Annotated in this window: 20 protein-coding genes; 10 read left to right on the top strand and 10 right to left on the bottom strand. The window is 66.6% G+C overall.

Annotated elements, in window-relative coordinates; all coding sequences use genetic code 11:
• Positions 1-70 precede the first annotated feature (70 nt).
• Positions 71-1,255: an acetyl-CoA C-acyltransferase gene (locus ASG75_RS01100; protein ID WP_056384931.1), complete on the top strand. Its 1,185-nt coding sequence runs from the start codon at positions 71-73 to the stop codon at positions 1,253-1,255.
• A 163-nt stretch (positions 1,256-1,418) separates the two neighbouring features.
• A complete protein-coding gene (locus tag ASG75_RS01095; protein ID WP_056384929.1) occupies positions 1,419-1,775 on the top strand; it encodes a hypothetical protein in 357 nt (118 codons plus the stop codon).
• A 241-nt stretch (positions 1,776-2,016) separates the two neighbouring features.
• On the opposite strand, the gene ASG75_RS01090 is transcribed toward ASG75_RS01095, so the two are convergent.
• On the bottom strand, positions 2,017-4,506 hold the full coding sequence (locus tag ASG75_RS01090; RefSeq protein WP_200935569.1) for a TonB-dependent receptor: 2,490 nt from the start codon (positions 4,504-4,506) through the stop codon (positions 2,017-2,019).
• 28 nt (positions 4,507-4,534) lie between these two features.
• Entirely contained in the window at positions 4,535-6,574 is a 2,040-nt protein-coding gene (locus tag ASG75_RS01085; RefSeq protein ID WP_056384925.1) for a tetratricopeptide repeat-containing sulfotransferase family protein, read from the bottom strand.
• Between the two features lie 335 nt (positions 6,575-6,909).
• Here ASG75_RS01085 and ASG75_RS01080 point away from each other — a divergent pair, with 335 nt between their 5' ends.
• From ASG75_RS01080 to ASG75_RS01065, 4 genes are all read left to right on the top strand, one after another.
• On the top strand, positions 6,910-7,980 hold the full coding sequence (locus tag ASG75_RS01080) for an SRPBCC family protein (protein WP_056384923.1): 1,071 nt from the start codon (positions 6,910-6,912) through the stop codon (positions 7,978-7,980).
• 56 nt (positions 7,981-8,036) lie between these two features.
• The gene (locus ASG75_RS01075) at positions 8,037-9,359 is read left to right on the top strand and encodes an amino acid permease (protein ID WP_056384921.1); all 1,323 of its coding nucleotides are present in this window, start codon (positions 8,037-8,039) and stop codon (positions 9,357-9,359) included.
• Complete coding sequence (locus tag ASG75_RS01070; protein ID WP_056384919.1) at positions 9,356-11,443, top strand: FAD-dependent oxidoreductase; 2,088 nt, start codon at positions 9,356-9,358, stop codon at positions 11,441-11,443. Before ASG75_RS01075 ends, ASG75_RS01070 begins: the two co-directional genes overlap by 4 nt.
• A 97-nt stretch (positions 11,444-11,540) precedes the next feature.
• Entirely contained in the window at positions 11,541-13,148 is a 1,608-nt protein-coding gene (locus ASG75_RS01065; protein ID WP_056384917.1) for a carboxyl transferase domain-containing protein, read from the top strand.
• Positions 13,149-13,167: 19 nt separating this feature from the next.
• On the opposite strand, the gene ASG75_RS01060 is transcribed toward ASG75_RS01065, so the two are convergent.
• The 7 genes from ASG75_RS01060 to ASG75_RS01030 form a co-directional block, all read right to left on the bottom strand.
• Entirely contained in the window at positions 13,168-13,908 is a 741-nt protein-coding gene (locus ASG75_RS01060; protein ID WP_235580122.1) for a hypothetical protein, read from the bottom strand.
• Between the two features lie 94 nt (positions 13,909-14,002).
• Positions 14,003-14,851 (bottom strand): FTR1 family protein, encoded by an 849-nt coding sequence (locus ASG75_RS01055; protein WP_056384913.1) that lies wholly within the window; start codon positions 14,849-14,851, stop codon positions 14,003-14,005.
• Between the two features lie 4 nt (positions 14,852-14,855).
• Complete coding sequence (locus ASG75_RS01050) at positions 14,856-15,185, bottom strand: cupredoxin domain-containing protein (RefSeq protein WP_327213267.1); 330 nt, start codon at positions 15,183-15,185, stop codon at positions 14,856-14,858.
• Between the two features lie 185 nt (positions 15,186-15,370).
• A complete protein-coding gene (gene cgtA / locus ASG75_RS01045; protein ID WP_056384911.1) occupies positions 15,371-16,453 on the bottom strand; it encodes an Obg family GTPase CgtA in 1,083 nt (360 codons plus the stop codon).
• A 179-nt stretch (positions 16,454-16,632) separates the two neighbouring features.
• Positions 16,633-16,890 carry a 50S ribosomal protein L27 gene (rpmA, locus tag ASG75_RS01040; protein ID WP_007081760.1) on the bottom strand — a complete coding sequence of 86 codons (258 nt, stop codon included), beginning with the start codon at positions 16,888-16,890 and terminating at the stop codon, positions 16,633-16,635.
• An 18-nt stretch (positions 16,891-16,908) separates the two neighbouring features.
• Positions 16,909-17,223, bottom strand: a complete 315-nt coding sequence (gene rplU, locus ASG75_RS01035; protein WP_056384909.1) for a 50S ribosomal protein L21 — start codon at positions 17,221-17,223, stop codon at positions 16,909-16,911.
• 157 nt (positions 17,224-17,380) lie between these two features.
• On the bottom strand, positions 17,381-17,881 hold the full coding sequence (locus ASG75_RS01030; RefSeq protein WP_056384907.1) for a DUF2059 domain-containing protein: 501 nt from the start codon (positions 17,879-17,881) through the stop codon (positions 17,381-17,383).
• 130 nt (positions 17,882-18,011) lie between these two features.
• Here ASG75_RS01030 and uvrA point away from each other — a divergent pair, with 130 nt between their 5' ends.
• The 3 genes from uvrA to ASG75_RS01015 are packed head-to-tail and all read left to right on the top strand — an operon-like array spanning position 18,012 to position 22,096.
• Positions 18,012-20,999 carry an excinuclease ABC subunit UvrA gene (gene uvrA / locus ASG75_RS01025; RefSeq protein WP_056384905.1) on the top strand — a complete coding sequence of 996 codons (2,988 nt, stop codon included), beginning with the start codon at positions 18,012-18,014 and terminating at the stop codon, positions 20,997-20,999.
• Positions 20,996-21,457, top strand: a complete 462-nt coding sequence (locus ASG75_RS01020; protein ID WP_056384903.1) for a thioesterase family protein — start codon at positions 20,996-20,998, stop codon at positions 21,455-21,457. Before uvrA ends, ASG75_RS01020 begins: the two co-directional genes overlap by 4 nt.
• A gap of 6 nt (positions 21,458-21,463) precedes the next feature.
• Entirely contained in the window at positions 21,464-22,096 is a 633-nt protein-coding gene (locus ASG75_RS01015) for a helix-turn-helix domain-containing protein (protein WP_056384900.1), read from the top strand.
• 1 nt (position 22,097) lies between these two features.
• Here ASG75_RS01015 and ASG75_RS01010 read toward each other — a convergent pair whose 3' ends face one another.
• Positions 22,098-22,598 (bottom strand): GNAT family N-acetyltransferase, encoded by a 501-nt coding sequence (locus ASG75_RS01010; RefSeq protein WP_056384898.1) that lies wholly within the window; start codon positions 22,596-22,598, stop codon positions 22,098-22,100.
• 194 nt (positions 22,599-22,792) lie between these two features.
• On the opposite strand from ASG75_RS01010, the gene ASG75_RS01005 reads away from it, so the two are divergent.
• Positions 22,793-24,256 (top strand): DUF4139 domain-containing protein, encoded by a 1,464-nt coding sequence (locus ASG75_RS01005; RefSeq protein WP_056386904.1) that lies wholly within the window; start codon positions 22,793-22,795, stop codon positions 24,254-24,256.
• Positions 24,257-24,267: the final 11 nt, after the last annotated feature.

Below are 24,267 nucleotides of genomic sequence, written 5' to 3'. Positions count from 1 at the left end.
CAGGCTGCGATAATTGCGGGGTTATCTGTCAGGCGTTCGCGCCCCTCGAGTCTTGCAAGCGGAGTTATCCATGTCGGATGTCAGCGTCGTCATTGTCGGTGCCAAGCGCACGGCCATCGGTTCCTTCCTCGGCCAGTTCACCGGCGTGCCTACCCCGAAGCTCGGCGCCACCGCGATCCGCGCCGCGCTGGAGCAATCCGGCGTGGCCCCGGCCGATGTCGGCGAAGTGATCATGGGTTGCGTGCTGCCGGCCAACCTCGGCCAGGCGCCAGCGCGCCAGGCCTCGCTGGGCGCGGGCCTGCCGGCGGGCACCGGCTGCACCACGATCAACAAGGTGTGCGGTTCGGGCATGAAGGCGATCATGCTGGGCAACGATCTGATCAAGGCGGGCTCGGCGACCGTGGTGGTGGCCGGCGGCATGGAGTCGATGACCAATGCGCCGCACATGGTGCAGGCCCGCACCGGCATCCGCTACGGCGACGGCCAGCTGGTCGACCACATGGCGTGGGACGGCCTGACCAACCCGTACGACGGCAAGGCGATGGGCGTGTTCGGCGAACTGTGCGCCGACAAGTACCACTTCACCCGCGAGGCGCAGGACGCGTTCGCGATCGAGTCGGTCAAGCGTGCGCTGGCGGCGCAGCAGAACGGCGGGTTCGCCGGCGAGATCGTCCCGGTCACCGTGAGCGGCCGCAAGGGCGACGTGGTGGTCGATACCGACGAGCAGCCCGGCCGTTCCGATATCGCCAAGGTCCCCAGCCTGAAACCGGCCTTCCGCAAGGAGAACGGCACGATCACCGCGGCCAGCTCGTCCAGCATCTCCGACGGCGCCGCCGCCGTGGTGCTGCTGTCGGCCGACGATGCGAAGGCGCGCGGCCTGAAGCCGCTGGCGCGCATCGTGGCGCACGCCACCCATTCGCAGGAACCGGAGTGGTTCACCACCGCGCCGGTCGGCGCGATCCAGAAAGTGCTGGACAAGGCCGGCTGGAAAGTCGGGGACGTCGACCTGTTCGAAATCAACGAGGCATTTGCGGTGGTCGCGATGACTCCGATGAAGGAACTCGGCATCCCGCACGACAAGCTCAACGTCAATGGCGGCGCCTGCGCGCTGGGCCATCCGATCGGCGCCAGCGGCGCCCGCCTGGTGGTGACCCTGCTCAACGCCTTGAAGGTGCGCGGCCTCAAGCGCGGCATCGCGAGCCTGTGCATCGGCGGTGGCGAGGCCACCGCGATTGCCGTGGAGCGCATCGACTGATATCCGGCTGGCCCGCCGGCCTCATTTCATTACCCGGCACATGACGGCTGGCTAAATCGGTTTTTGACGTATAGAGGCAGTACCATAAAAAAAGTGGCGCAATTTCCACGAAAGCGTTATTAATACACGGCCAAATGGCATTCCACGGCATAGGAGATCCACCATGAAGTTTACGCGTACCCTTCTCGCCTCCGCGCTCGTCGCGTTGCTGGCGGCTTGCAGCAACGGCGCGCAGGATTCCGCGCAGGACGCCCAGAAGTCGGCTGACACCGCTCAGCAGGCTGCTGATACGGCGCAGCAGGCTGCCGCAGCTGCCACCGCCGCTGCTCCGGCTTCCACCGCTGCTGCTCCGGCTTCCACTGCTGCTGCTCCGGCCTCGACCGAAGCTGCCCCGGCTGCTGCCGGTACGGCCCCCAGCGCTGTTGACACCATGAAGAGCGCTGCTGACGCTGCCGGCAAGGCTGCCGACACTGCCAAGGACGCTGCCGACAAAGCCAAGGACGCCATGAAGGATCACTGATCCTTTTCTGGTTTCCTGAAAAAACGGCCGCCCTGTGCGGCCGTTTTTTTTGATTCGAAGACTACCTCGCCCGTTGTCGTCATATTGCCGGACATACCTCGACGCCGGCGGGTCCACTCGCCGGAGTGGCGAAAAACCGTGGCCGCCTGAAAATCACCGCACGCGTCATGCCGGACCACCGCCAAATGAAAAGCCCCGGTTCGCACCGGGGCTTTTCGTTCCGCCTGGCAAATAACCCTGCCTAGAAGTTCTGCGTGAAACGTAGACCGACAGTACGGGGCACGTTGGTGACGGTGTAGACCTGCCCGTTGGGGTACTGCGGCACTACGCCGTGGGCGGCGCAGACCGCTTCGGCGCACTCGGCGTACTTGTAGAGTTGCCCGCGTTTGTCGAACAGATTGTTGACGTACATGTCCACCGACCAACTGCCTTTCTGGAAGCCGGCAGAGAAGTCCATGGTTGTGTACGCGGCGAGATTGCCGGTCAGGCTGTTTTCGAACACCCGCAGATCGGATTTGCGCTCGCCCACATGCACCACCGCACCCTGGATGAATGCCTCATTCTGACCGACGTCGAACGTGTAGCGGGCAACCAGATTGCCCTTGAACTTGGGCGTCACCGGCAACTGGGTGCCCTTCGGTGCCTCCTCCGCGCCGGGGCAATCGGTGACCGGCGTGCCGCTGGCGTCGGTAAAGCCGCAATAGTTTGCCGTCAGCTTGGCATCGTAGAAAGCGAAGCCGGCACCGAGCTCGAGATTGTAGGTGGCGGCCCAGTTCAACTGGGACTCCAGGCCCCTGATTCGCGCCTGGTTCGCGTTCTTGATTTCGGTGAGACCGTTGGCGCCCAGGATGCTGAACTGGAAATCCTTCCACTTCTGCTCGAATACCGAGCCGTTGAACGACAGCCGGTTGCCGAACCAGGTGGTTTTCCAGCCAAACTCCAGGTTGGTCAGGAAGTCCGACTTGTAAGGCGGCAACGAGCCGCGGCGATTGATGCCGCCGGGGCGATAACCCTCGGAACGGGTCACGTAGATCATCTTGCTCGGGTTGATGTTCCAGGTCAGGTTGACCTTGCCGAGCGAACCGCTCTCCTTCACGTTCTTGTCGAAGTCCAGGCACGGTGCGCCGCGGTAGGGCTGTGGCGAGATGCAACCGGCCTCGCCATAGCTGGAACCCGGGTAGTAGCCGGCGCTGAAGCCGTAGTAGCCGCCCAGGCTGTTGTCGGCGCGGAAGTAGCGTCCGCCGATCGTGCCGGTGAGCGTGTCGGGAATGAAGTCGTAGGACAGCTCGCCGAATACGGCCTCATCCTGATCGGTCCGGACCTGCTCGGTCAGCCAGATGGTGTTCGGCCAGCCCGGTATCGTCAGCGAGTCCGAGAAACCGTTGATCATGTAGCGCTGCTCGATGTCGTGCACCGACTTCTCCCAGAACACGCCACCGACCAGGCGCAGGCGATCCTCCTTCGGCGAGGCGATGCGCAGCTCGTGGCTGTTCACGGAGTAGTGATCCTTGCCGATGATGTACTGGGAAGGATTGATCAGGGCGCCGCTGTTGTCGTAGATGTAGTTACCGTACGCATAAGGCAGCTGGTCGTACCAGAACGAATAGTCGCTGTAGTCGTTGTGTTCGACGTTGTCGCGGTTGAGATGCGCATAAGCGTAGGTCAGGTCGAAATTGCCGATCTTGCCTTCCACAGTCAGCGCAGCCTGCCACCAGCGGTCGGTGGTGCTCTCGGGATAGAAGTGGGTGAGCGCAAGGTCGCCGATCGCCGGATCGGTCGCGATGTTGCCGTTGGCGCGCGTGTACTGGCCCATGAAGGTGCCGTTGACCGACCAATCGTCATTGAGATCGACTTTCAGCGCCGCACGCGCACCATTCGTATCGACATCGTTGTAGTTCTTCTTTGCCGCAGGAAGGCATACCAGCAGGCTCGACGACGTGCAGTTCCTGGCGTTACTGACCGTGCCACCCCAGACCGGATAGGTGCGCGTGCCGGGCTTGTTGTCGATGTAGCCGGCATCGTGCTCGTGCCAGCCGACCAGCCGGATCGCCGCCGTCTTCGAGATCGGGATATTCACCATGCCTTCGACGGTATTGCCGATGCCGCCATGGGCCACCGAGTCGATGCCGACGCTGTAGTTGGCGGCGAATCCGCTGGGGTCGGGCTTGTTGGTGATGATGCGCAGGGCACCCGATTCCGCGCTGGCGCCGTACAGGCTGCCTTGCGGACCGGCCAGCACCTCGACCCGGGCGATGTCGTACATGTGGATATCGAGCGGACCGGTGACTGTGGTGACCGGCTGCTCATCCAGATACACGCCGACGCTGGGCCGCGACGCGGAATGGTTGCCATCGCCGCCGCTGGCCACGCCGCGCATGTATATCTCGGAGAAGCCCGGGCCCGCGCTCTGGTAGGAAACGCTGGGCAGGTACTTCACGTAGTCGTCAAAGTTCTTGATATGCAGCTGCTCGATCTGATCGGTACCCAGCACCTGGATGCTGACCGGCACTTTCTGCAGGTTCTCGGTACGTTTCTGCGCGGTCACGGTCACCGCGCTCAGCGTCGCGACCTTATGCTCCGCGGCGGCTGTCCCGGTCGGCGCCTGGGCCTGGCCGGTGTCCTGCGCGAAGGCCGCCGAGCTGACGGCGAAACAGATCGCCGCGGCGAGCGGCAACCGGTTCAATCCCGCCCGCCGTGTTCCTGCTGGTTGTCTACCCCTGGTCCTGTGCATTGGCTCCCCTCTCTATTGTTGATGACGATCAATCGGAAATTGCCACATCAGACTCGAATCCCGGCACGTCGGGGTACTGCTGCAGCACCTGCCCCAGTGTCGATTCCAAAGGCACCAGCCATGGTGCGTAGTTGCGCCAGTGATCCACGCCTTCGCGGTAGATCGGCCGGCGCACCTGCTCCGAACTCGCAGTACGCACGGGTCGCTCGTTCTGGAAGAACCGCAGGCACGATTCCTCGAACGGCAGGCCGCAATGATCGAGCAGGCGCCGAATCTCCCCTTCGGTGTCCTCGACCATGCGTTCGTAGACGACGCGGTGGATGCGGCCAGGCAGCACCGCGTCGAAATGCGCCATCAGCGCGACATAGTCGCGGTAGTAGCGGCCAAGATCATCAAGGCTGTAGCTGAAACCCTGCCCACGCGCGAAATGCTGCTTGAAACCCGAGAAACAGCAGGCCAGCGGATGCCGGCGCGCGTCGATGATGGTCGCGTTCGGCAGCATCAGGTGGATCAGCCCGATGTGCATGAAGTTGTTCGGCATCTTGTCGATGAACAACGGCGCCGTGGTCTTGCGCTGGATGCGGGTGCGCGCAAGGTAATGCTCGCCCAGCTCGCGCAGCGCACCGGCATCGAGCGCCGCCAGCGCATCGTGGTACGGCACCGCGCTGTCGGCATCACCCTGTCCGCGCAGCACGCGCGTGATCGAGGTGACCTCGGGCAGTTCCATCGTGCCTTCAACCTGGCTGTGGCTGGCCAGGATCTGCTCGATCAGGGTGGAGCCTGCGCGGGGCAGGCCGACGACGAAGATCGGGTCGCGCGCCGGGCTGCCGCTGCCTGCGCGCGCAGCGAAGAATTCGCGGGTGTAACGCCCGCGGATATGGCGCACGCGCGCGCTGGTCTCGTCGGCGCTGTAGTACAGCTGCTCGCGGCGGATCGCGTTACCCCGAGCATAGTGCCGGAACGACGGCTCGTAATCGCCGGTGTCCTCGAGTGCCTTGCCGACCGCGAACTCCAGGTGCAACCGGTCCTCGACGACCAGCTCAGCGCGCTCCAGCTGCTGGCGCATCGTGGCGAGGTCGGCGGCATCGAAGCGGAAGGTCTTGAGGTTGGCCAGGCTCCACCAGACTTCGCCGAAGGACGGCTCCAGTTCCAGGCTGCGACGATAGGCGGCGATGGCGCGTTCGGCGTGGCCGGCGGTCTTGAGCGCATGGCCGTAGCTCATCCACACCTTCGGGTTGCCCGGGTATTGCTCCAGCAGGTCGGCATAGATGGCGGTGGCCGGTTCGTAGTCGCCGATCCGGCACAACACCACTGCCTTGAGATTGCGGTAGCCCGGATGCGCCGGCGCCTGCGCCAGCAGGTGCTCGATCTGGACCAGCGCCTGTTCCGGCTGGTTGCTGCGATGCAGGACCAGCGCGTAGTTCTGGCGCGCCGCCTGGAAGCTGGGGGCCAGTTCCAGGCAGCGTTCGAGCAGATGCAGGGCGTCCTCGTTGCGGCCCAGCCGGGCAGCGACCTCGGCGAACATGCGGATCGCCGCCACGTCGGTCGGCGCCTGCTTCAGGTGCTCGCGCAATAAGGCCTCGGCCTCGGGAATGCGGTTCTCGACCAGGGCGACGGCGGCAGCCAGCAGGCGCGGGTCGCGCGTGGAGTAACGCACGTGGTTGGCGTATGCCGCGTCCGCCGCGTCCTGGTCGCCGGCCGCCATCAGATGGTCGCCAAGCGCGCGCCAGGCCTGCGGCAGGTCGGGCTTCAGCGCCACCGCGCGGCGCAATGCCTGGATCGCTTCCTGCCCGCGCCCACGGCGGCCCAGGGCCAGCCCCAGGTCGAAATGGATCATGGCCCAGTTCGGCTGGGCCTGCGCCAGGGGAATGAGGATATCGAGCGCGCCCTGCACGTCTCCCTGCAGCGAGCGCGCGGCGGCCAGCAACTGCAGCGCGGCTGGATGACCCGCGGCCACCTGCAGAATTTCGTCGAGCTGTTCGGCCGCCAGCAGCGGATCCCGCTCCAGCAGGCGTGCCGCGTGAGCCAGCGCCTGTTCCAGCGTACCGGTCGCTGACACACCCGTCACGGCCGACCTCGCGGTGACAACGCGCCCTGCCCGCGCGGGTCGAGTCTCGGGCGACGCAGCCGGGGCACAACGCGTTGCATGGACGGCAGCAGCTCCTCACGGGTATCGCCGCAATCTACAACTGATCCCGACCGGTAGATAGTGGCGACGGCAACTACATTGGTAGAGGTGCCCTGATCTATCCGGCGCAGGCAGCACCGGTTGCCCCCGGTTCGGCGGAGGCGCTAGGCTGGATCGGGCAAACACTGCTGCGGGCGCGAGACGGCATGCGGGACATGGAAGCTCCGGAAGACGACCGCTCGCCGCATCCATCCATCCGGGGACCGAACTTGCTCATGCCTACCGACACCATGGTCGAGGAACTCAACCGCGCGCACGCCCTGCCCGCCCGCTATTACGCGGGCGACGCGAAGCTGGCGATGGAACAGCGTGCGGTATTCGCGCGCAGCTGGCAGTTGGTGGCCCACCAGGAGCAACTGGCCGAAGCGGGCGACCATGTCGTGGAGCAGATTGCCGGGGTGCCCATCTTGCTGATCCGCGGGCCGGACGGCGTGCTGCGCGCCTTCCCCAACGTCTGCCGCCACCGGGCGGGGCCGCTGGCGCTGTGCAACGGCAAGGGCGCCAAAGCGCTGCACTGCAAATACCACGGCTGGACCTACACCCTCGAAGGCCAGCTGCGCAGCGCACCGGAGATGCAGGACGCCTGCGATTTCAAGGTCGAGGACATCCGCCTGCCGCCGCTGCGCGTGCACGAATGGCAGGGCCTGGTGTTCGTGGCGCTGGAGCCGGACGTGCCGCCGTTCGACGAGGTCTACGGCGGCATCGCCGAGCGCATCGCGCCGATCGACCTGTCGGCGATGCGCTACCTGCGTCGCGACAACTACGACATCGACTGCAACTGGAAGGTCTACGTCGACAATTACCTCGAGGGCTACCACCTGCCGCACGTGCACCCGGGCCTGTCGAAGGTGCTCGACTACCGCGCCTACGACACCGAGCTGTTCGCGTGGCATTCGCTGCAATCCTCGCCGTTGCGCAACAGCACCGAGCTCTACGGCGACGGCCAGGCGTTCTACTACTTCATCTACCCCAACGTGATGCTCAACATCATGCCCGGGCGGCTGCAGACCAACCGCATCCTGCCGCTGGGGCCGGATCGCTGCCGCATCGTGTTCGACTACTACTACGCACAGGACGCCGGCGCCCAGGCACGCATCGCCGCCGATCAGGCCTTCAGCGACGAAGTGCAGAACGAGGACATCGCGATCTGCGAGGCGGTACAGAAGGGACTGGCGTCCGGGTTCTATGTTCCCGGCCGGCTGAATCCGAAACGCGAGGGCGGCGTCTGGCATTTCCAGAACCTGCTGCGCGCGGCGTATGCCGGCCCCGCCGGCGAATCCGCATGAGCATGCGCCGCCCCGGCGGACCGTTCCTCCCCAACTGACCCCAAGCGGAAGCCGGCATGCACGACAGCAACAAGATCGGCTTCTGGACCTGCACCGCGCTGGTCGTGGGCAACGTCATCGGCATGGGCATCTTCGTGCTGCCGGCGTCGCTGGCACCGTTCGGATTCAATGCGCTGATCGGCTGGGTCATCGTGCTGGCCGGCTGCCTGGTGCTGGCCCGCGTGTTCTCGCACCTGGCCCGTGCCCTGCCCGACGCCGAAGGCCCGTACGGCTACATCCGCCGCACGCTGGGCGAGCTGCCGGCGTACATGGCGCTGTGGGCCTACTGGGTGTCGATGTGGCTCACCAATGCCGCGCTCGCCACCGGCGTGGTCGGCTACATGACGGTGGTGTTCCCGCCGCTGGGTGCGATCCAGCCGGCGCTGTTCGCGCTGTGCCTGCTGTGGTCGGTGGTGGTGATCAACCTGTTCGGCGTGCGCACCGGCGGCGGCGTGCAGATCGTCACCACCGCACTGAAACTGTTGCCGATGCTGGCGATCGCGCTGCTCGGCGGCTGGCTGCTGTTGACCTCGCCGGCAAGCTATACCGCGCACCCGCCGACCACGCCGGTCACCCTCGCCGACGTGATGGCGGCCTCGACCATCGCCCTGTTCGCGATGCTCGGCATCGAATCGGCCAGCGTGCCGGCGGCACGGGTGGACGACCCGGGGCGCACGATTCCGCGCTCGACCATGACCGGCACCATACTGACCGCGATCATCTACATCATCGTCTCCACCGTGCCGCTGCTGCTGATCCGGCAGCAGGAACTGGCCGAGGCAAGCGCACCGTTCGCGCTGCTGATGGACCGCTTCGCCGCTGCCGGTTCCGGGCGCTGGCTGGCGCTGTTCGTGGTGATCAGCGGGCTGGGCGCGCTCAACGGCTGGACCCTGCTCGCCGGCGAGCTGACCCGCACGATGGCCGTCAACCGCGTGCTGCCGGCGGTGCTGGCGCGCAATAACCGCCACGGCGCGCCGGCGGTGGCGCTGCTGGTGATCGGTGCGCTCGCCTCGGTGATGGTCTGGATGAGCTACAGCAAATCGCTGGTGTCGGCGTTCACCTTCCTCACCCGGGTGGTGACCGCCGCCAACCTGCCGCTCTACCTGTGCTGCGCGCTCGCGCTGATCGTGCTGTGGTGGCGGCGCAGCGCGACGTGCGCCACGCGCCGGGTGCTGCTGGTCGCCGTCACCTGCGTGGCGTTCGTGGTGTTCGCCTTCGTCGGCATCGGTCACGAGCCGTTCCTGTATGCGCTGGGACTGATCGCGGCGGGCCTGCCGCTGTATGCGTTCATGCGCCTGCGCCGCAAACCGGCACCAGTCATCAAGGCCATCGCCGAATGAGAGATCCGCGCTACGACATCCTGTTCACTCCGCTACAGATCGGCCCGGTGACGGCGAAGAACCGCTTCTTCCAGGTGCCGCACTGCAACGGCATGGGCCATGCGATGCCGCTGGCGCATGCGGCGATGCGCGAGACCAAGGCCGAGGGTGGCTGGGCGGTGGTCTCCACCGAGGAGTGCGAAATCCACCCCAGCGGCGACCTCACGCCCTACGTCGAGGCGCGGCTGTGGGACGACCGCGACATCCCCGCGCTGGCGCTGATGTGCGACAAGGTGCACGCGCACGGCGCGCTGGCCGCACTCGAGCTGTCGCACAACGGCCCCACCGCGTCGAACCTGTATTCGCGCGAGGTGCTGCTGGCGCCGTCGCACCAGCCGTCCAAATACGGCTACCCGTCGCAGGCGCGCGCGATGACCCTGCACGATATTCGCGAATATCGCCGCTGGCATCGCGAGGCGGCGATCCGCGGCAAGCGCGCGGGCATGGACATCATCTACGTCTACGCGGCGCACGACCTGTCGCTGGCGATGCATTTCCTGCAACGCCGGCGCAACCAGCGCAGCGACGAGTACGGCGGCTCGCTGGAGAACCGCGTGCGCCTGCTGCGCGAAGTGCTGCAGGACACGAAGGATGCCGTCGGCGACACCTGCGCGGTGGCGCTGCGCTTCGCCACCGAGGAACTGCTCGGGCCCGGCGGCGTGGAGCTGGCCGAGGCGAAGGACATCGTCGGCATGCTGGCCGAGCTGCCCGACCTGTGGGACGTGAACCTGGCCGCCTGGTACAACGACTCGGTGCCCTCGCGCTTCGCCGGCGAAGGTGCGCAGGAGCCGTTCATCGACTTCGTCAAGCAAACCACCAGCAAGCCGGTGGTGGGCGTGGGCCGCTTCACCTCGCCGGACACCATGGTGTCGCAGCTCAAGCGCGGCGTGCTGGACATGATCGGCTGCGCGCGTCCGTCGATCGCGGATCCCTTTCTGCCGCGCAAGATCGAGGAAGGCCGCATCGACGACATCCGCGAATGCATCGGCTGCAACATCTGCGTGTCCGGCGACATGACCATCTCGCCGATCCGCTGCACGCAGAACCCGACCATGGGCGAGGAGTGGCGCAAGGGCTGGCATCCGGAGCGCATTCAAGCGAAGCGCTCGGCCAGCCGCGTGCTGGTGGTCGGCGCCGGGCCGGCCGGGCTGGAGGCCGCGCGCGCGCTCGGCCAGCGCGGTTACGAGGTGAGTCTGGCCGAGGCGCGCCGCGAGCTGGGTGGGCGCGTCACCCGCGAAGCCCGCCTGCCGGGCCTGGCCGAATGGGCGCGCGTGCGCGACTGGCGCACCGGCCAGATCGGCAAACTCGCGAATGTGGCCGTCTACCTCGATTCCGCGTTGGGTGCGCAGGACGTGCTCGACTTCGGCGCCGAACACGTGGTGCTCGCCACCGGTTGCCACTGGCGCCGCGACGGCTACGGCCGCAGCAACGGCTTCGCCATCGCCGGCTTCGTCGACAACCCGCGCGTATTCACCCCCGACGACCTGATGGACGGCCGCCTGCCACAGGGTCGCGTAGTGGTCTTCGACGACGATGGTTTCTACTACGCCAGCGTCGCGGCCGAGATGCTGCGCGCGCACGGCTGCGACGTGACCTACGTGACCCCCGACGACAGCATCGCCCCGTGGAGCCTGAATACGCTGGATTACCGGCATATCCGCAAGCGCATGGCCAAGCTCGGGATCGAGCCGTTGGTATCGCACAACATCGCCGGCTTCGACGGTTCGACGCTGACCCTGGAAGACGTCTGGAGCGGCCAGCGCCGCGAGCTCGCCTGCGATGCGGTGGTCACCGTCACCGCGCGCGTGCCCGACGATGCGCTGTTCCAGGAACTGCAGCAGCGCGAAGCGGCCTGGGCCGAGGCCGGCATCCGCTCGCTGCGCCGCATCGGCGACGCCGAAGCGCCGGGACTGATCGCCCACGCGGTCTACGCCGGCCACCGCTACGCGCGTGAACTGGAGGAGCCGGCCGCCGGCGACGTCGCGTTCAAACGGCATTTCCACACTGCGGACGCCACCGACCTGCGCCGCGAGCCGCGGGCGTAGAAGTCGCCCCTGCGGGCCGCTCGCCGAAGTCCGTGGTTCTGATGGAGGGCGTGCGCCGCTATCATCGGCATTCGACTCCCTACAGCCAGCACGCACCATGAGCATCATCGCCTCGCAGATCGACCCGCGTTCGCCCGAGTTCCAGGCCAGCAGCGCCCAACTGCGCGCCGTGGTCGACGACCTGCAGCGCGAGCTGGTGCGCAGCGCCGAGGGCGGCGGCGTCAAGGCACGCGAAAAGCACGTCGCCCGCGGCAAGCTGCCACCGCGCGAACGCATCCGCGCCCTGCTCGATCCGGGCTCGCCGTTCCTGGAACTGTCGCCGCTGGCCGCGCACGGCATGTACGACGACGCCGCGCCCGCTGCCGGCCTGATCACCGGCATCGGCCGGGTCAATGGCATCGAGGTGGTGGTGGTCGCCAACGACGCTACCGTCAAGGGCGGCACCTATTTCCCGATCACCGTGAAGAAGCACCTGCGCGCGCAGGAAGTGGCGCTGGAAAATAACCTGCCCTGCATCTACCTGGTCGATTCCGGTGGCGCGTTCCTGCCGCTGCAGGACGAGGTGTTCCCGGACAAGGAACACTTCGGGCGAATCTTCTACAACCAGGCGCGGATGTCGTCGCTGAACATCCCGCAGATCGCGGTGGTGATGGGCTCGTGCACCGCCGGCGGCGCCTACGTGCCGGCGATGAGCGACGAGACGATCATCGTGCGCGGACAGGGCACGATCTTCCTCGGCGGCCCGCCGCTGGTGAAGGCGGCCACCGGCGAGGTGGTCGACGCCGAGACGCTGGGCGGCGCGGACGTGCACACGTCCATCTCCGGCGTGGCCGACCACTACGCCGAGAACGACGCACACGCGCTGTCGATCGCGCGCGACATCGTGGCCCACCTCAACCGCAAGAAGGAGATGCCGCTGGCGCTGCGCGCGCCGGTCGAGCCGAAGTACCCGGCCGAGGAACTGTACGGCGTGATCCCGCAGGACACCCGCCGCCCGTTCGACATCCGCGAGGTGATCGCACGCATCGTCGACGGCTCCGAGTTCCACGAGTTCAAGGCGCGCTACGGCAAGACCCTGGTCTGTGGTTTCGCGCACATCCACGGCTACCCGGTGGGCATCGTCGCCAACAACGGCATCCTGTTCGCCGAGAGCGCACTCAAGGGCGCGCACTTCATCGAGCTGTGCAACCAGCGCAACGTGCCGCTGGTATTCCTGCAGAACATCACCGGCTTCATGGTCGGCAAGAAGTACGAGCAGGCCGGCATTGCCAAAGATGGCGCAAAGATGGTCACCGCCGTGGCCTGCTCGCACGTGCCGAAGTTCACCGTGGTGATCGGCGGCAGCTTCGGCGCCGGCAATTACGCGATGTGTGGCCGCGCCTACGGCGCGCGTTTCCTGTGGATGTGGCCGAATGCGCGTATCAGCGTGATGGGCGGCGAACAGGCCGCGAGCGTGCTGGCCACGGTCAAGCGCGACGGCATCGAGGCCAAGGGCGGCGAATGGTCGGCCGATGAGGAAGAAGCGTTCAAGGCGCCGTTGCGCGACCAGTACGAACGCCAGGGCCACCCCTACTACGCCAGCGCGCGGCTGTGGGACGACGGCATCATCGACCCGGTCGACACCCGCCGCGTGCTCGGCTTGGCGATCTCCGCCTCGCTCAACGCGCCGATCGAACCACAGCGCTACGGCGTGTTCCGCATGTAGCGCCGCGGTGGCCGGTGGCTCAGAAGAACTCGTATTCGAGCTGGGCCAGCCAGGTGCGACGCGGGGCCGCCGCGTTGATGCCCAGCAGCACGCCGAAGCGGTATTCCAGGTTGCCGCTGCTGTGTGGCACATGCCATTCGCCGGCGACGATCGGGCCGGCCTGGTACGCATCGTCATCTGGGCGACCATAGGCCTCGATGCCCGGGCGGAACGCGCTCGACACGGCGTAGGTCCCCGCGTAGCTGTAGCGGAACTCGGTTCCGGACGCCGCACCCGCGCCGACGTGCTTCTCCCAGATCAGGTTGACCCGGTGGTCGAAGCGGCCCACGGTCTTCTCGATCAGCGGACCGAACTCGAGTTCGCCGGGCCCGCCATCCTTGGGGTGGCCATAGGATGCGAGCAAGCCGAAGTCCGCCCAGTAACGCCCTGGCTCGGTGAGCTGAAAGGTGTTTTCGAACTCGTAGCCCACCAGACTTCCGCCGGCGCCCGGTTCCTTTTCGTATTCGGCGAGATAGAGCTCGGGCTTCCACCAGCCGGTGAAGGCGTGCGCCACGGACAATTCGGCGGCGCGCTGACCATCCATGTCCGATCGGCCATCGCCGAAGCTGTAGCCGCGCAACTCGATCTCGGTCTGGGTCGCGATCACGTGCGGCGAATACACGATGAAGTCATCGGCATGCGCACGCCCGGCACCTGCCAGCGCAACGGCAGCGAACAACATCAGACAGGTGCCGCGGGAGAATCGGGAATGGGTGATCACGCAGGAGCTTCCTTGAAATCAGGTTCGGGTGAATCGGGCGCGCACCGCACCCGCTCGAGGCGGCAAGCCGCGACAGCGTGGCTGGTACGCGGAATCAGGGCTGGGGTTGCGCTGCGATCGCAGCGGCCGCATGGCCAGCACGCGGGGCGGCAGCGCGAGCGACCCAGCGCATGCCGCCCAGCAGGATCAGCAGGGTGGCGGTGTAGAACACCAGCATGATCCCGGACGGACGGGCGTCATAGCCGATCAGGATATGCAGCGTCTGCCCCGGCAGCGAGTCATTCGACAACAGCCAGGAACTGTCCCACAGCGGGTCGGTGAGCGCCGGCAGCAGATCAGCCTGCACCAGATAGCGCGCTGCCGATGACGCCAGGCCCGCAGCCAGCAACATCAGCATCGCATTGGTCGCACTGAAGAAATGCCGCAGCGGGATCCGCAACAGGCCGTAGTACAGGGCGAAACCCACCGCGCTACCCGCGATCACGCCCAGCGCCAGCCCTCCGATTACGCCAACCGCGCCACCGGCCACCATGCCATACAGAAACAGCACCACTTCCGAGCCTTCACGCAACACGGCCAGCGCCACGACCAGCAACAGCATCATCAACGAACTGGAGCCGCTCTGGACGGCACCTCCCAGCGCCTTCATCTCCGCGGCCATCGCCCGTCCATGGCCGGACATCCACAGCACATGCCAGCTGATCATGAGTACCGCGGCCAGCAGCACGCTGGCGTTGAAGACTTCCTGGCCGACGCCGCTGAAGGCATTCGTCAGTGCGCCGGCGAACAGGGCGACCAACAGCGCGCCCAGCACACCCAGGGTCAGGCCGCCGCCGACAAACAGCCCGCGCCGCGGTACCCCGCGGGTGGCCGCACAGACGATGGTGATGATCAGGGCGGCTTCCAGGACTTCCCGGAAAACCAGCAATGCGATGCCTGGCATGCGGCTACTCCACCAACAGCGCGCCTTGCGCCGTGTCCTGATGGAAGTCGCCGAAGAACTTGTAGTGCCCGGCGGCAAGCGGGCCCATGTAGATATGGGCCGAGCTGTTCGGCATCACGATCTTCTCGCGATTGAACTCGGTGCTCTCGAACTCTTCCGGAGAAGCGTCGCGGTTCTCCACCACCAGCTTGAACTTGATACCGGCGGGAACCTTCAGCTCAGCCGGCTGGTAGCGGTGATTGCTGATCACCAGCCGGTATTCCGGCACCTCGCCTGCATGCGCGGAGAAACCGGCAAACATCAGGCAGGCAGCGATGAAAAACTCACGCATCATGAGGATCCACTCAAAGCAAAGTGGCGTTGATGATAATCATTCTCGTTATCGACCGCAAGCGAATCCGCGCACAGCCTCCCTCGTCGGACGCCCGTTGGACTGCGCTGTTCCAAATCGGGCCCAGCTATGGATGGATCGACGGCGGGCGTGTGTCCGCCGGCCCCCAGCGTCGAATCCGCGGGCGATCAGCCTTGCGTCGGCGCTTCCCCGCGCAGGCGCACGTCGTTCGGCAGCATGTCGGTGCGTTCCACGCTGGCCTCGCGTTGCGACTCGAAGAAACGCTGCACCTGCTGGCACACGGCCATGGTGTTCTCGCGGGCGATCGCCGAGACCAGGAACCACGGCTGGGTCCAGTCCAGCTCGGCGACGATCTTCTCCGCCACGGCCTGGCGTTCGTCCTCGGCCAGCATGTCGGCCTTGTTCAGCACCAGCCAGCGCGGGCGTTCCAGCAATTCCGGATTGAATTTCTGCAGTTCCTGCTCGATCGCACGCACCTGGGCGGCCACGTCGGAGCCGTCGATCGGCGCGATGTCGACGATGTGCAGCAGCAGGCTGGTGCGCGCCACGTGGCGCAGGAACTGGATGCCCAGGCCGGCGCCTTCGGAGGCGCCCTCGATCAGGCCGGGAATGTCGGCGATCACGAAGCTCTGGTCGGTGCCCAGGCTGACCACGCCCAGGTTCGGATGCAGCGTGGTGAACGGGTAATCCGCCACCCGCGGCGTCGCCGCGGACACCGCACGGATGAAGGTGGACTTGCCGGCGTTCGGGAAACCGAGCAGGCCGACGTCGGCCAGCAGGCGCAGCTCCAGCTTCAGCTCGCGCGCCTCGCCCGGCGTGCCCGGCGTGGCCTTGCGCGGCGCCCGGTTCACCGACGTCTTGAAATGGATATTGCCCAACCCGCCCTTGCCGCCCTGCGCCACCAGCATGCGCTGGCCGTGACCGGTGAGGTCGCCGATCACCTCGTCGGTGTCGACGTTGGTGATCATGGTGCCGACCGGCACGCGGATCGTGGTGTCCTCGCCGCCCTTGCCGTACATCTGGCTGCCCATACCGTTCTCGCCGCGCTTGGCCTTGAAGCTGCGCTGGTGACGGAAGTCGACCAGGGTATTCAGGCCCTCGTCGGCCACCAGCCAGACCGAGCCGCCGAAACCGCCGTCGCCGCCGTCGGGACCGCCGAACGGGATGAACTTCTCGCGGCGGAAGCTGATGCAGCCATTGCCGCCGTCACCGGCCTGGACTTTGATGTTTGCTTCGTCGACGAATTTCATTGGAGAGCCGGGATTGGGGATTCGGGATTGGGGATTCGGGAAGAGCTGGCTATCTGGACAGGATACGGGACGTGGAGCATTTCAGCTTTTACGAATCCCGAATCCCAAATCTCGAATCCCGTTACAAAAAAACAAAAACCCCGCCGAAGCGGGGCCTTCGCTATCGCGTCGCGGAAGGCTTACGCCTGGACGACGTCGACGAAACGGCGGTTCTTGTCGCCGCGGACAGCGAACTTGACGGTGCCGTCGACCAGCGCGAACAGCGTGTGGTCGCGACCCAGACCCACGCCCACACCCGGATGGAACTGGGTGCCGCGCTGACGCACGATGATGTTGCCGGCTTCGATGGCCTGGCCGCCGTAGATCTTGACGCCGAGGTATTTCGGGTTCGAATCGCGACCGTTGCGGCTGGAACCTACGCCTTTTTTATGTGCCATGACTCAGTGCTCCAGTGCTCAGGCGTTGATGCCCGTGATCTCGATTTCGGTGAAATGCTGACGGTGACCTTGCTGACGCTTGTAGTGCTTGCGGCGGCGGAATTTGATGATGCGGATCTTGTCGGCACGGCCGTGCTTGCGCACGGTGGCGCTGACGGTGGCGCCTTCGACGACCGGCGCACCGACGGTGACCGACTCGCCGGAGCCGACCAGCAACACTTGGTCGAAGCTCACGGTGGCGCCTTCTTCGGCGGTCAACAGCTCCACGCGCAGCACGTCGCCCTGCTGCACACGGTACTGCTTGCCACCGGTCTTGATGACTGCGTAACTCATGGGAATGCCCTTCTGTCGTTATTCTCTTGGGTATCGCCATGACCTTGTCAGGCCTGGCGAACTGCGGATTATAACGATCTGCCCGCGCGCTGGTCAAATACTGACCACAACCGGCCCCGAACCCCGCCGGATGGCCGTGGACCGGGGCCTGCGCGGCTCAATGGCCCGGCTTCGGCGCGGTAGCCGCCGGACTGGCGGGGCAGCGCCCGTTGGCGTCCAGGGTACCGTTTTGCTGCAACTGCCGGACCATCGCCTGGCCGCGCTCGCGGCCCCACTCCTGGCCGATCTTCATGCCCTCGGCCATGGTCACCGGCATCTGCGTGATCACCTTCTGGCCCAGCGGCGACTTGTAGAACTTCAGCAGGCCGGTCACGTCGGTAGCACTGAAGTGATGCTGGTAGATCGGCACCATCCGCCCGAGCAACTGCTGACTGCCGCTGGCGTCGATGAAACCCTGCCAGTACGACGCCGGCACGCACGGCACCGCCTGCCCCATCACGCCGGCCATCTGCGAGTTCATCTGGTCGAACATGCGCTCCATGTGCATCACCTGGAACAGCTGGCGCACCTGTTTCTCGCTCGGCTGCGCCGCCATGACCTGGCCCGCCATCCCCAGCGTCAGCACGGCGCCGGCCGTCATTCCCACCCACTTGCGCATGGCGCGCCTCCCACATCTGGCCATGGCGAGCATGGCAATGAAACCGGAATCCACCGGGCATTCCGCCGAAGCACAGTGAACTATCGAAACTCCTTGGTATAGTAAACGATCCCCCCCATATCCGGCGTCCATGGACACCATTCGCATCCGCGGCGCACGCACGCACAACCTCAAGAACATCGACCTCGACCTCCCGCGCGACAAACTGATCGTGATCACCGGCCTGTCCGGCTCCGGCAAATCCTCGCTGGCGTTCGACACCATCTACGCCGAAGGCCAACGGCGCTACGTCGAATCGCTGTCGGCGTACGCGCGGCAGTTCCTGTCGATGATGGAGAAGCCCGACGTCGACCACATCGAAGGCCTGTCGCCGGCGATCTCGATCGAGCAGAAATCCACCTCGCACAACCCGCGCTCCACCGTCGGCACGATCACCGAGGTGTACGACTACCTGCGCCTGCTGTACGCCCGCGTCGGCACGCCGCGCTGCCCCGACCACGGCATTCCGCTGGAAGCGCAGACGGTAAGCCAGATGGTCGACGCCACCCTCGCGCTGAACCCGGAGCAGCGCTACATGCTGCTGGCGCCGGTGATCCGCGAGCGCAAGGGCGAGCACGTGCAGGTGTTCGAGCAGCTGCGCGCGCAAGGCTTCGTGCGCGCCCGCGTCGACGGCGCGGTGGTCGACCTGGACGCGGTGCCGCCGCTGACCCTGCGCCAGAAGCACACCATCGAAGTGGTGATCGACCGCTTCCGCCCGCGCGAGGACATCAAGCAGCGCCTGGCCGAATCGTTCGAGACGGCGCTGCGGCTGGGCGACGGGCTGGTGATCCTGGCGAACATGGACGCCGGGCAGGAAAGCCCAAGTGCCGCGAGCACAGGACGCGCAGGAGCGGCCGCTGCCGGCGCGAAGGAGCAGATGCTCTCGTCACGCTACTCCTGTCCGGTCTGCGACTATTCACTGCCCGAGCTGGAACCGCGGCTGTTCTCGTTCAACTCGCCGGTCGGCGCCTGCCCGTCCTGCGACGGCCTGGGCGTGACCCAAGTGTTCGATGCGGCGCGCGTGGTCGGTCATCCCGAACTGCCGCTGTCCAACGGCGCGGTGCGCGGCTGGGACCGGCGCAACGCGCACTATTTCCAGCTGATCCTGTCGCTGGCGGCGCACTACGGCTTCGACGTGGACACGCCGTGGCAGAAGCTTCCCGCGGACGTCCAGAAGGCCATCCTGTACGGCAGCGGCAAGGACAAGATCGCGTTCCGCTACATCACCGAGCGCGGCGGCAAGGTCACCCGCGAGCACGCGTTCGAGGGCATCCTGCCGAACCTGGAGCGGCGCTACAAGGAAACCGAATCCGCCGCGATACGCGAGGAACTGGCCAAGTACATCAGCGACCAGCCCTGTCCCGCCTGCGCAGGCCAGCGGCTGAACCGCTCCGCGCGCAACGTGTTCGTCGCCGACCATGCGCTGCCTTCGCTCACCTCGCGTTCGATCGACGACGCACTGGCGTTCTTCGAGGAACTGAAGCTCGCCGGCTGGCGCGGCGAGATCGCGGTGAAGATCGTCAAGGAGATCCGCGAGCGGCTGACCTTCCTCAACGACGTCGGCCTGAACTACCTCACCCTGGATCGCCAGGCCGATTCGCTGTCCGGCGGCGAAGCGCAGCGCATCCGTCTCGCTTCGCAGATCGGTGCCGGTCTGGTTGGCGTGATGTACGTGCTGGACGAACCCTCGATCGGCCTGCACCAGCGCGACAACGAGCGCCTGCTCGGCACGCTCACGCGCCTGCGCGACCTCGGCAACACGGTGATCGTGGTCGAGCACGACGAGGACGCGATCCGCATGGCCGACCACGTGCTCGACATCGGCCCCGGCGCCGGCGTGCACGGCGGCGAGATCGTGGCGCAGGGCACGGTGCAGGACATGCTCGATTCGCCGCGCTCGATCACCGGCCAGTTCCTGTCCGGCGCGCGCGCGATCGAAGTGCCGAAGGAACGCCGCCAGCCGATCGACGCCGACGCGTGGCTGCATCTGAAGGGCGCCAGCGGCAATAACCTGAAGCACGTCGACCTGGCGATTCCGGCTGGCCTGTTCACCTGCGTCACCGGCGTATCCGGCTCGGGCAAGTCGACCCTGGTCAACGACACCCTGTTCCGCCTGGCCGCGGCCGAACTCAACGGTGCCGGCACCCAATCGGCACCCTACAAGTCCGTCGACGGCATGGAGCTGTTCGACAAGGTGGTCGACATCGACCAGTCGCCAATCGGCCGCACGCCGCGTTCCAACCCGGCCACCTACACCGGCCTGTTCACCCCGCTGCGCGAAATGTTCGCGCAGGTGCCGGAAGCGCGTTCGCGTGGCTACACGCCGGGCCGCTTCAGCTTCAACGTGCGCGGCGGCCGCTGCGAGGCGTGCGAGGGCGACGGCATGATCAAGGTGGAGATGCATTTCCTGCCCGACGTCTACGTGCCCTGCGACGTGTGCCACGGCAAGCGCTACAACCGCGAGACGCTGGAGATCCTGTACAAGGGCCACACCATCGCCGACGTACTCGACATGACGGTGGAGGATGCGCTCAAGCTGTTCGAGAACGTGCCGACCATCGCGCGCAAGCTCGACACGTTGCGCGCGGTCGGCCTCGACTACATCAAGCTCGGCCAGAGCGCGACCACCTTGTCCGGCGGCGAGGCACAGCGCGTGAAGCTGTCCAAGGAACTGTCCAAGCGCGACACCGGCCGCACCCTGTACATCCTCGACGAACCGACCACCGGCCTGCACTTCCACGACATCGAGCAACTGCTCGACGTGCTGCACCAGCTGGTCGACCAGGGCAACACGGTGGTGGTGATCGAGCACAACCTCGACGTGATCAAGACCGCCGACTGGATCGTCGACCTCGGTCCCGAAGGCGGCGCCGGCGGCGGCCGCATCCTGGTCGCCGGCACGCCGGAAACCGTGGCGGCTACGCCCGAATCGCACACCGGCCATTTCCTCGCGCCGCACTTGAAACCGGCCAAGCCGAAGAAGCCGGGCGCCGCCACGCGGGTCAAGGCCGCCACCAAGCACATCGCCTCGGCCGACAAGTACAAGCCGATGCGCGGCAGCAAGAAGAAGCGTTCATGAGTCCACGCAAATCCACCACGGTCGTCGACGCTGCGAGCACTGCCGCGCCGGAAACCGAAGCCGGCAAGCCGCTGTTCGTCGCCTCGATCGGCGTGCGCTGGCGCGACCTCGACGCGTTCAATCACGTCAACAATTCCAACTACCTCACCTACCTCGAAGAGGCGCGGCTGCAGTGGCTGAGCCACGTGCCCGGGCCGTGGTTCGACGATCACGCGATGCCGGTGATGGCCGCCAGCCAAGTCAACTACCGTCGCCCCATCGCGTGGCCCGCACAGCTGCAGGTGCAGCTGTTCTGCGCGCGCGTGGGCAACAGCTCGATGACGCTCGCGCACCGGGTGATCGACGCCGAACACCCCGACCGGCTGTACTGCGACGGCCACGTGGTGATGGTGTGGATGGACCCGGCCAGCGGCAAGCCGGTGCCGTTGCCCGAGGCGATCCGCACCGCCACTGCCTAGCCGCCCATGCACGCCGCAGCCGCCCGCACTTCATTCACGGTCAGCCCGGGCGAAGCCGGCCGGGTCGAGACGATCGCGGGTGCGCGCTATGCCTGGCGCTTCCGGCCGCACTTCCACGCCGGCGACGAGATCGTGCAGGTGCTGGCAGGCCGGGCACGGCTGCGCCTTCCCACGACCTGCCGCGAGGTCGTCGCCGGGGACACCATCGTGGTGCCGGCAGGCGTGATCCACCGCTTCGAGCCGGTCGACGGCAGCGGCTGGGCCTTCAGCTCGCGCTTTGTGCCACCCGCCACGAAGAAGGTTTCGACCGACAGCCATCACGATGCACTCGGCGCGCAGGCCAGAACCCTGCTGGCCGTGCGCCCTTCGCTGCACACCGATGTGGAAGCGATCGCGCAAGCCTGCGCGGTTTCCGCCGGCCACCTGGCACGCGCGTTCCGCCGCGAGACCGGCACCAGCCTGCACAACTTCCACGTCCTGCTGGCCCTGCACAAGGCCAAGGCGCTGCTGCGCGATCACACACCGGTCATCGAGGCGGCGCTCGACGCGGGCTTCTACGACCAGGCCCATCTCAACCGCGAATTCGTGAAGACGTTCGGCATGACTCCCGCCGTTTTTCGCGCGGGTTGGGCGGCGTAGCTCAGACCGTTCCCGGCTCGAGTTCCAGCGCCATGTACAACGTGCCCGGCACCGGGTTGTCGTAATACGGCGCCACCGGACGAAAACCCAGCGCGGCATAGAGTTGCCGGGCCGCCTGCATCGAGGCCAGCGTGTCCAGCAGCACGCGCACGTAGCCGGCCTGGCCCGCCCAGGCAATCACCGCCTCGGCCAGTCGCCGTCCCAGCGCCTGCCCACGCGCCGCAGGTCGCACATAGAAGCGCTTGATCTCGCACACGCCCGGCTGCGACCAGGGTCGCAGCGCCACGCAACCCTGCGCCGATCCCGCGCCATCGCGAGCGATCAGGATCACGCCCCGCGGCGGCGCGTACTTGCCGGGCAATTGCGCCAGCTCCACGGCCACGTGCTGGAAGGAGAGATCGATGCCGAGGCTGTCGATATATTCCGCGAACAGCCCGCGCACGGTTTCGATGTCGTCCGGCAGGCGGGCAGGTGCGATTTCGATCGTCGAAGTTGCAGACATGGTCGGAGCGTCCACAAGGAATCCGCACATCACGATAGTGAATCCGTGCCATCGACGCTTGGACAATCCTGACCAACGGCAAGGGAACCAGCGCGGATGCCGGCATTCCTCGGCACGCAGCGACGCCGTCGACGCACGGCATGCATGCGCCGTCGCTATGATGACAATCCGGTCCCCACGATGGAATGCGCCTCATGACGACAGCACATCGCTCCGCCCTTGCCTTCGCCTGTATCGCTGCCCTGGCCGGCGCATGGCCGGCCTACGCTGCCGACACCACGGCGCTCACCTTGTATCGCAGCGACAGCGCCACGTTGTACGCCAGCCATGGCGGCGGCGATGTCGGGGACGGTTACGCGGTGGTGCGCGAGCAACGCTCGCTGGCGCTCGCTGCCGGCACGCATGACGTGGTGATCGGCGACCTGCCGACCTTCCTCGATCCCGAAGCGCTGGCGCTGGGATTCCCCGACGCCAGCGCGAAGGTGATCTCGCAGCGTTTGTTGCTGGCGCAGGGTGCGGATGCGGCGCTGACCGGCCTGGTCGGCCGCAACGTGGACGTACTCGGCAGCAGCGGCGAGCCGCTGGCCAGCGGCACCTTGCTGCGCGCGGGCGACGGTCTGCTGGTGCGCGACGGCAACGGCCGCACCAGCCTGGTCATCCACTACGCGGCCGTGCGCAGCAGCGGCGCCGACTTCCCCACCGGATCCAGCCTCAGCCTGCGCGTGGACGCCGCGCGCACCGGCCAGGCCCGGGCCGTGCTCAGCTATCCCACTTCCGGTCTCGGCTGGCGCGCCGCCTACGTGGCGACGCTGCAGCCCGGCACAGCCTGCCGCATGCAGTTCGAATCGCGCGCGAGCATCGCCAACCGCAGCGGCCGCGACTGGCACGATGCGCAGGTCACCCTGATCGCCGGCGAGCCGAACATGGCCAAGGCCTCGGCGCCGCGGCCGATGATGACGATGGCGCGCGGTTTCAACGCCAAGGCCGAGAGTGCCGACATGCCGCAGCAGGACAGCGTGGGCGACTACCGTAGCTACACCCTGCCCGCCGCGGTCGAGCTGCCCGACGGCAGCGTCAGCCAGGTGCCGTTGTACGCCACGCGCACGCTGGATTGCGTGCGCACCGCGCTGTACGAGAACGGCAACAGCTTCCAGCCGCAACAGCCGATCCTCAGCCGCGACTTCAACCAGGGCGGCGGCAGCGCCATCGTCAGCACGCTGAAGTTGAAGGCGTTCGACAGCCTGCCCGCCGGCTACCTGCGCGTGCTCACCGCTGACCGGAGCGGCACGCCACAGTTCATCGGCGAAGGCCGCATCGACGACACCCCGAAAGGCAGCGAGGCCACCTTCACCCTGGGCACCGCGTTCGACCTGCGCGCCACGCGCGAGCGCACCGCCTTCAGCACCGACAAGGCCGGCCGCACCCTGGATGAGGCATTCCGCATCAGCCTCAGCAATGCCGGCGACAGCGCACGCACGGTGACGGTGCGCGAGCATCCCAGCCGCTGGCGGCAGTGGACACTGATTTCATCCAGCAGCAAGCCCAGTCAGCAGACGCCGGACACGCTGGAGTTCCGCATCGACGTGCCGGCCAACGGCAAGGCCGTGCTGGACTACGCGGTGCGCTACAGCTGGACCGCCGACGAACAACCACAGTAATCCCAACCGGA

Origin of the sequence: Rhodanobacter sp. Soil772, assembly GCF_001428385.1 — a bacterium.
Classification (GTDB): domain Bacteria; phylum Pseudomonadota; class Gammaproteobacteria; order Xanthomonadales; family Rhodanobacteraceae; genus Rhodanobacter.
Note: the sequence above shows the minus strand (reverse complement) of the source record. Positions and strands in the feature narration are given on the sequence as shown.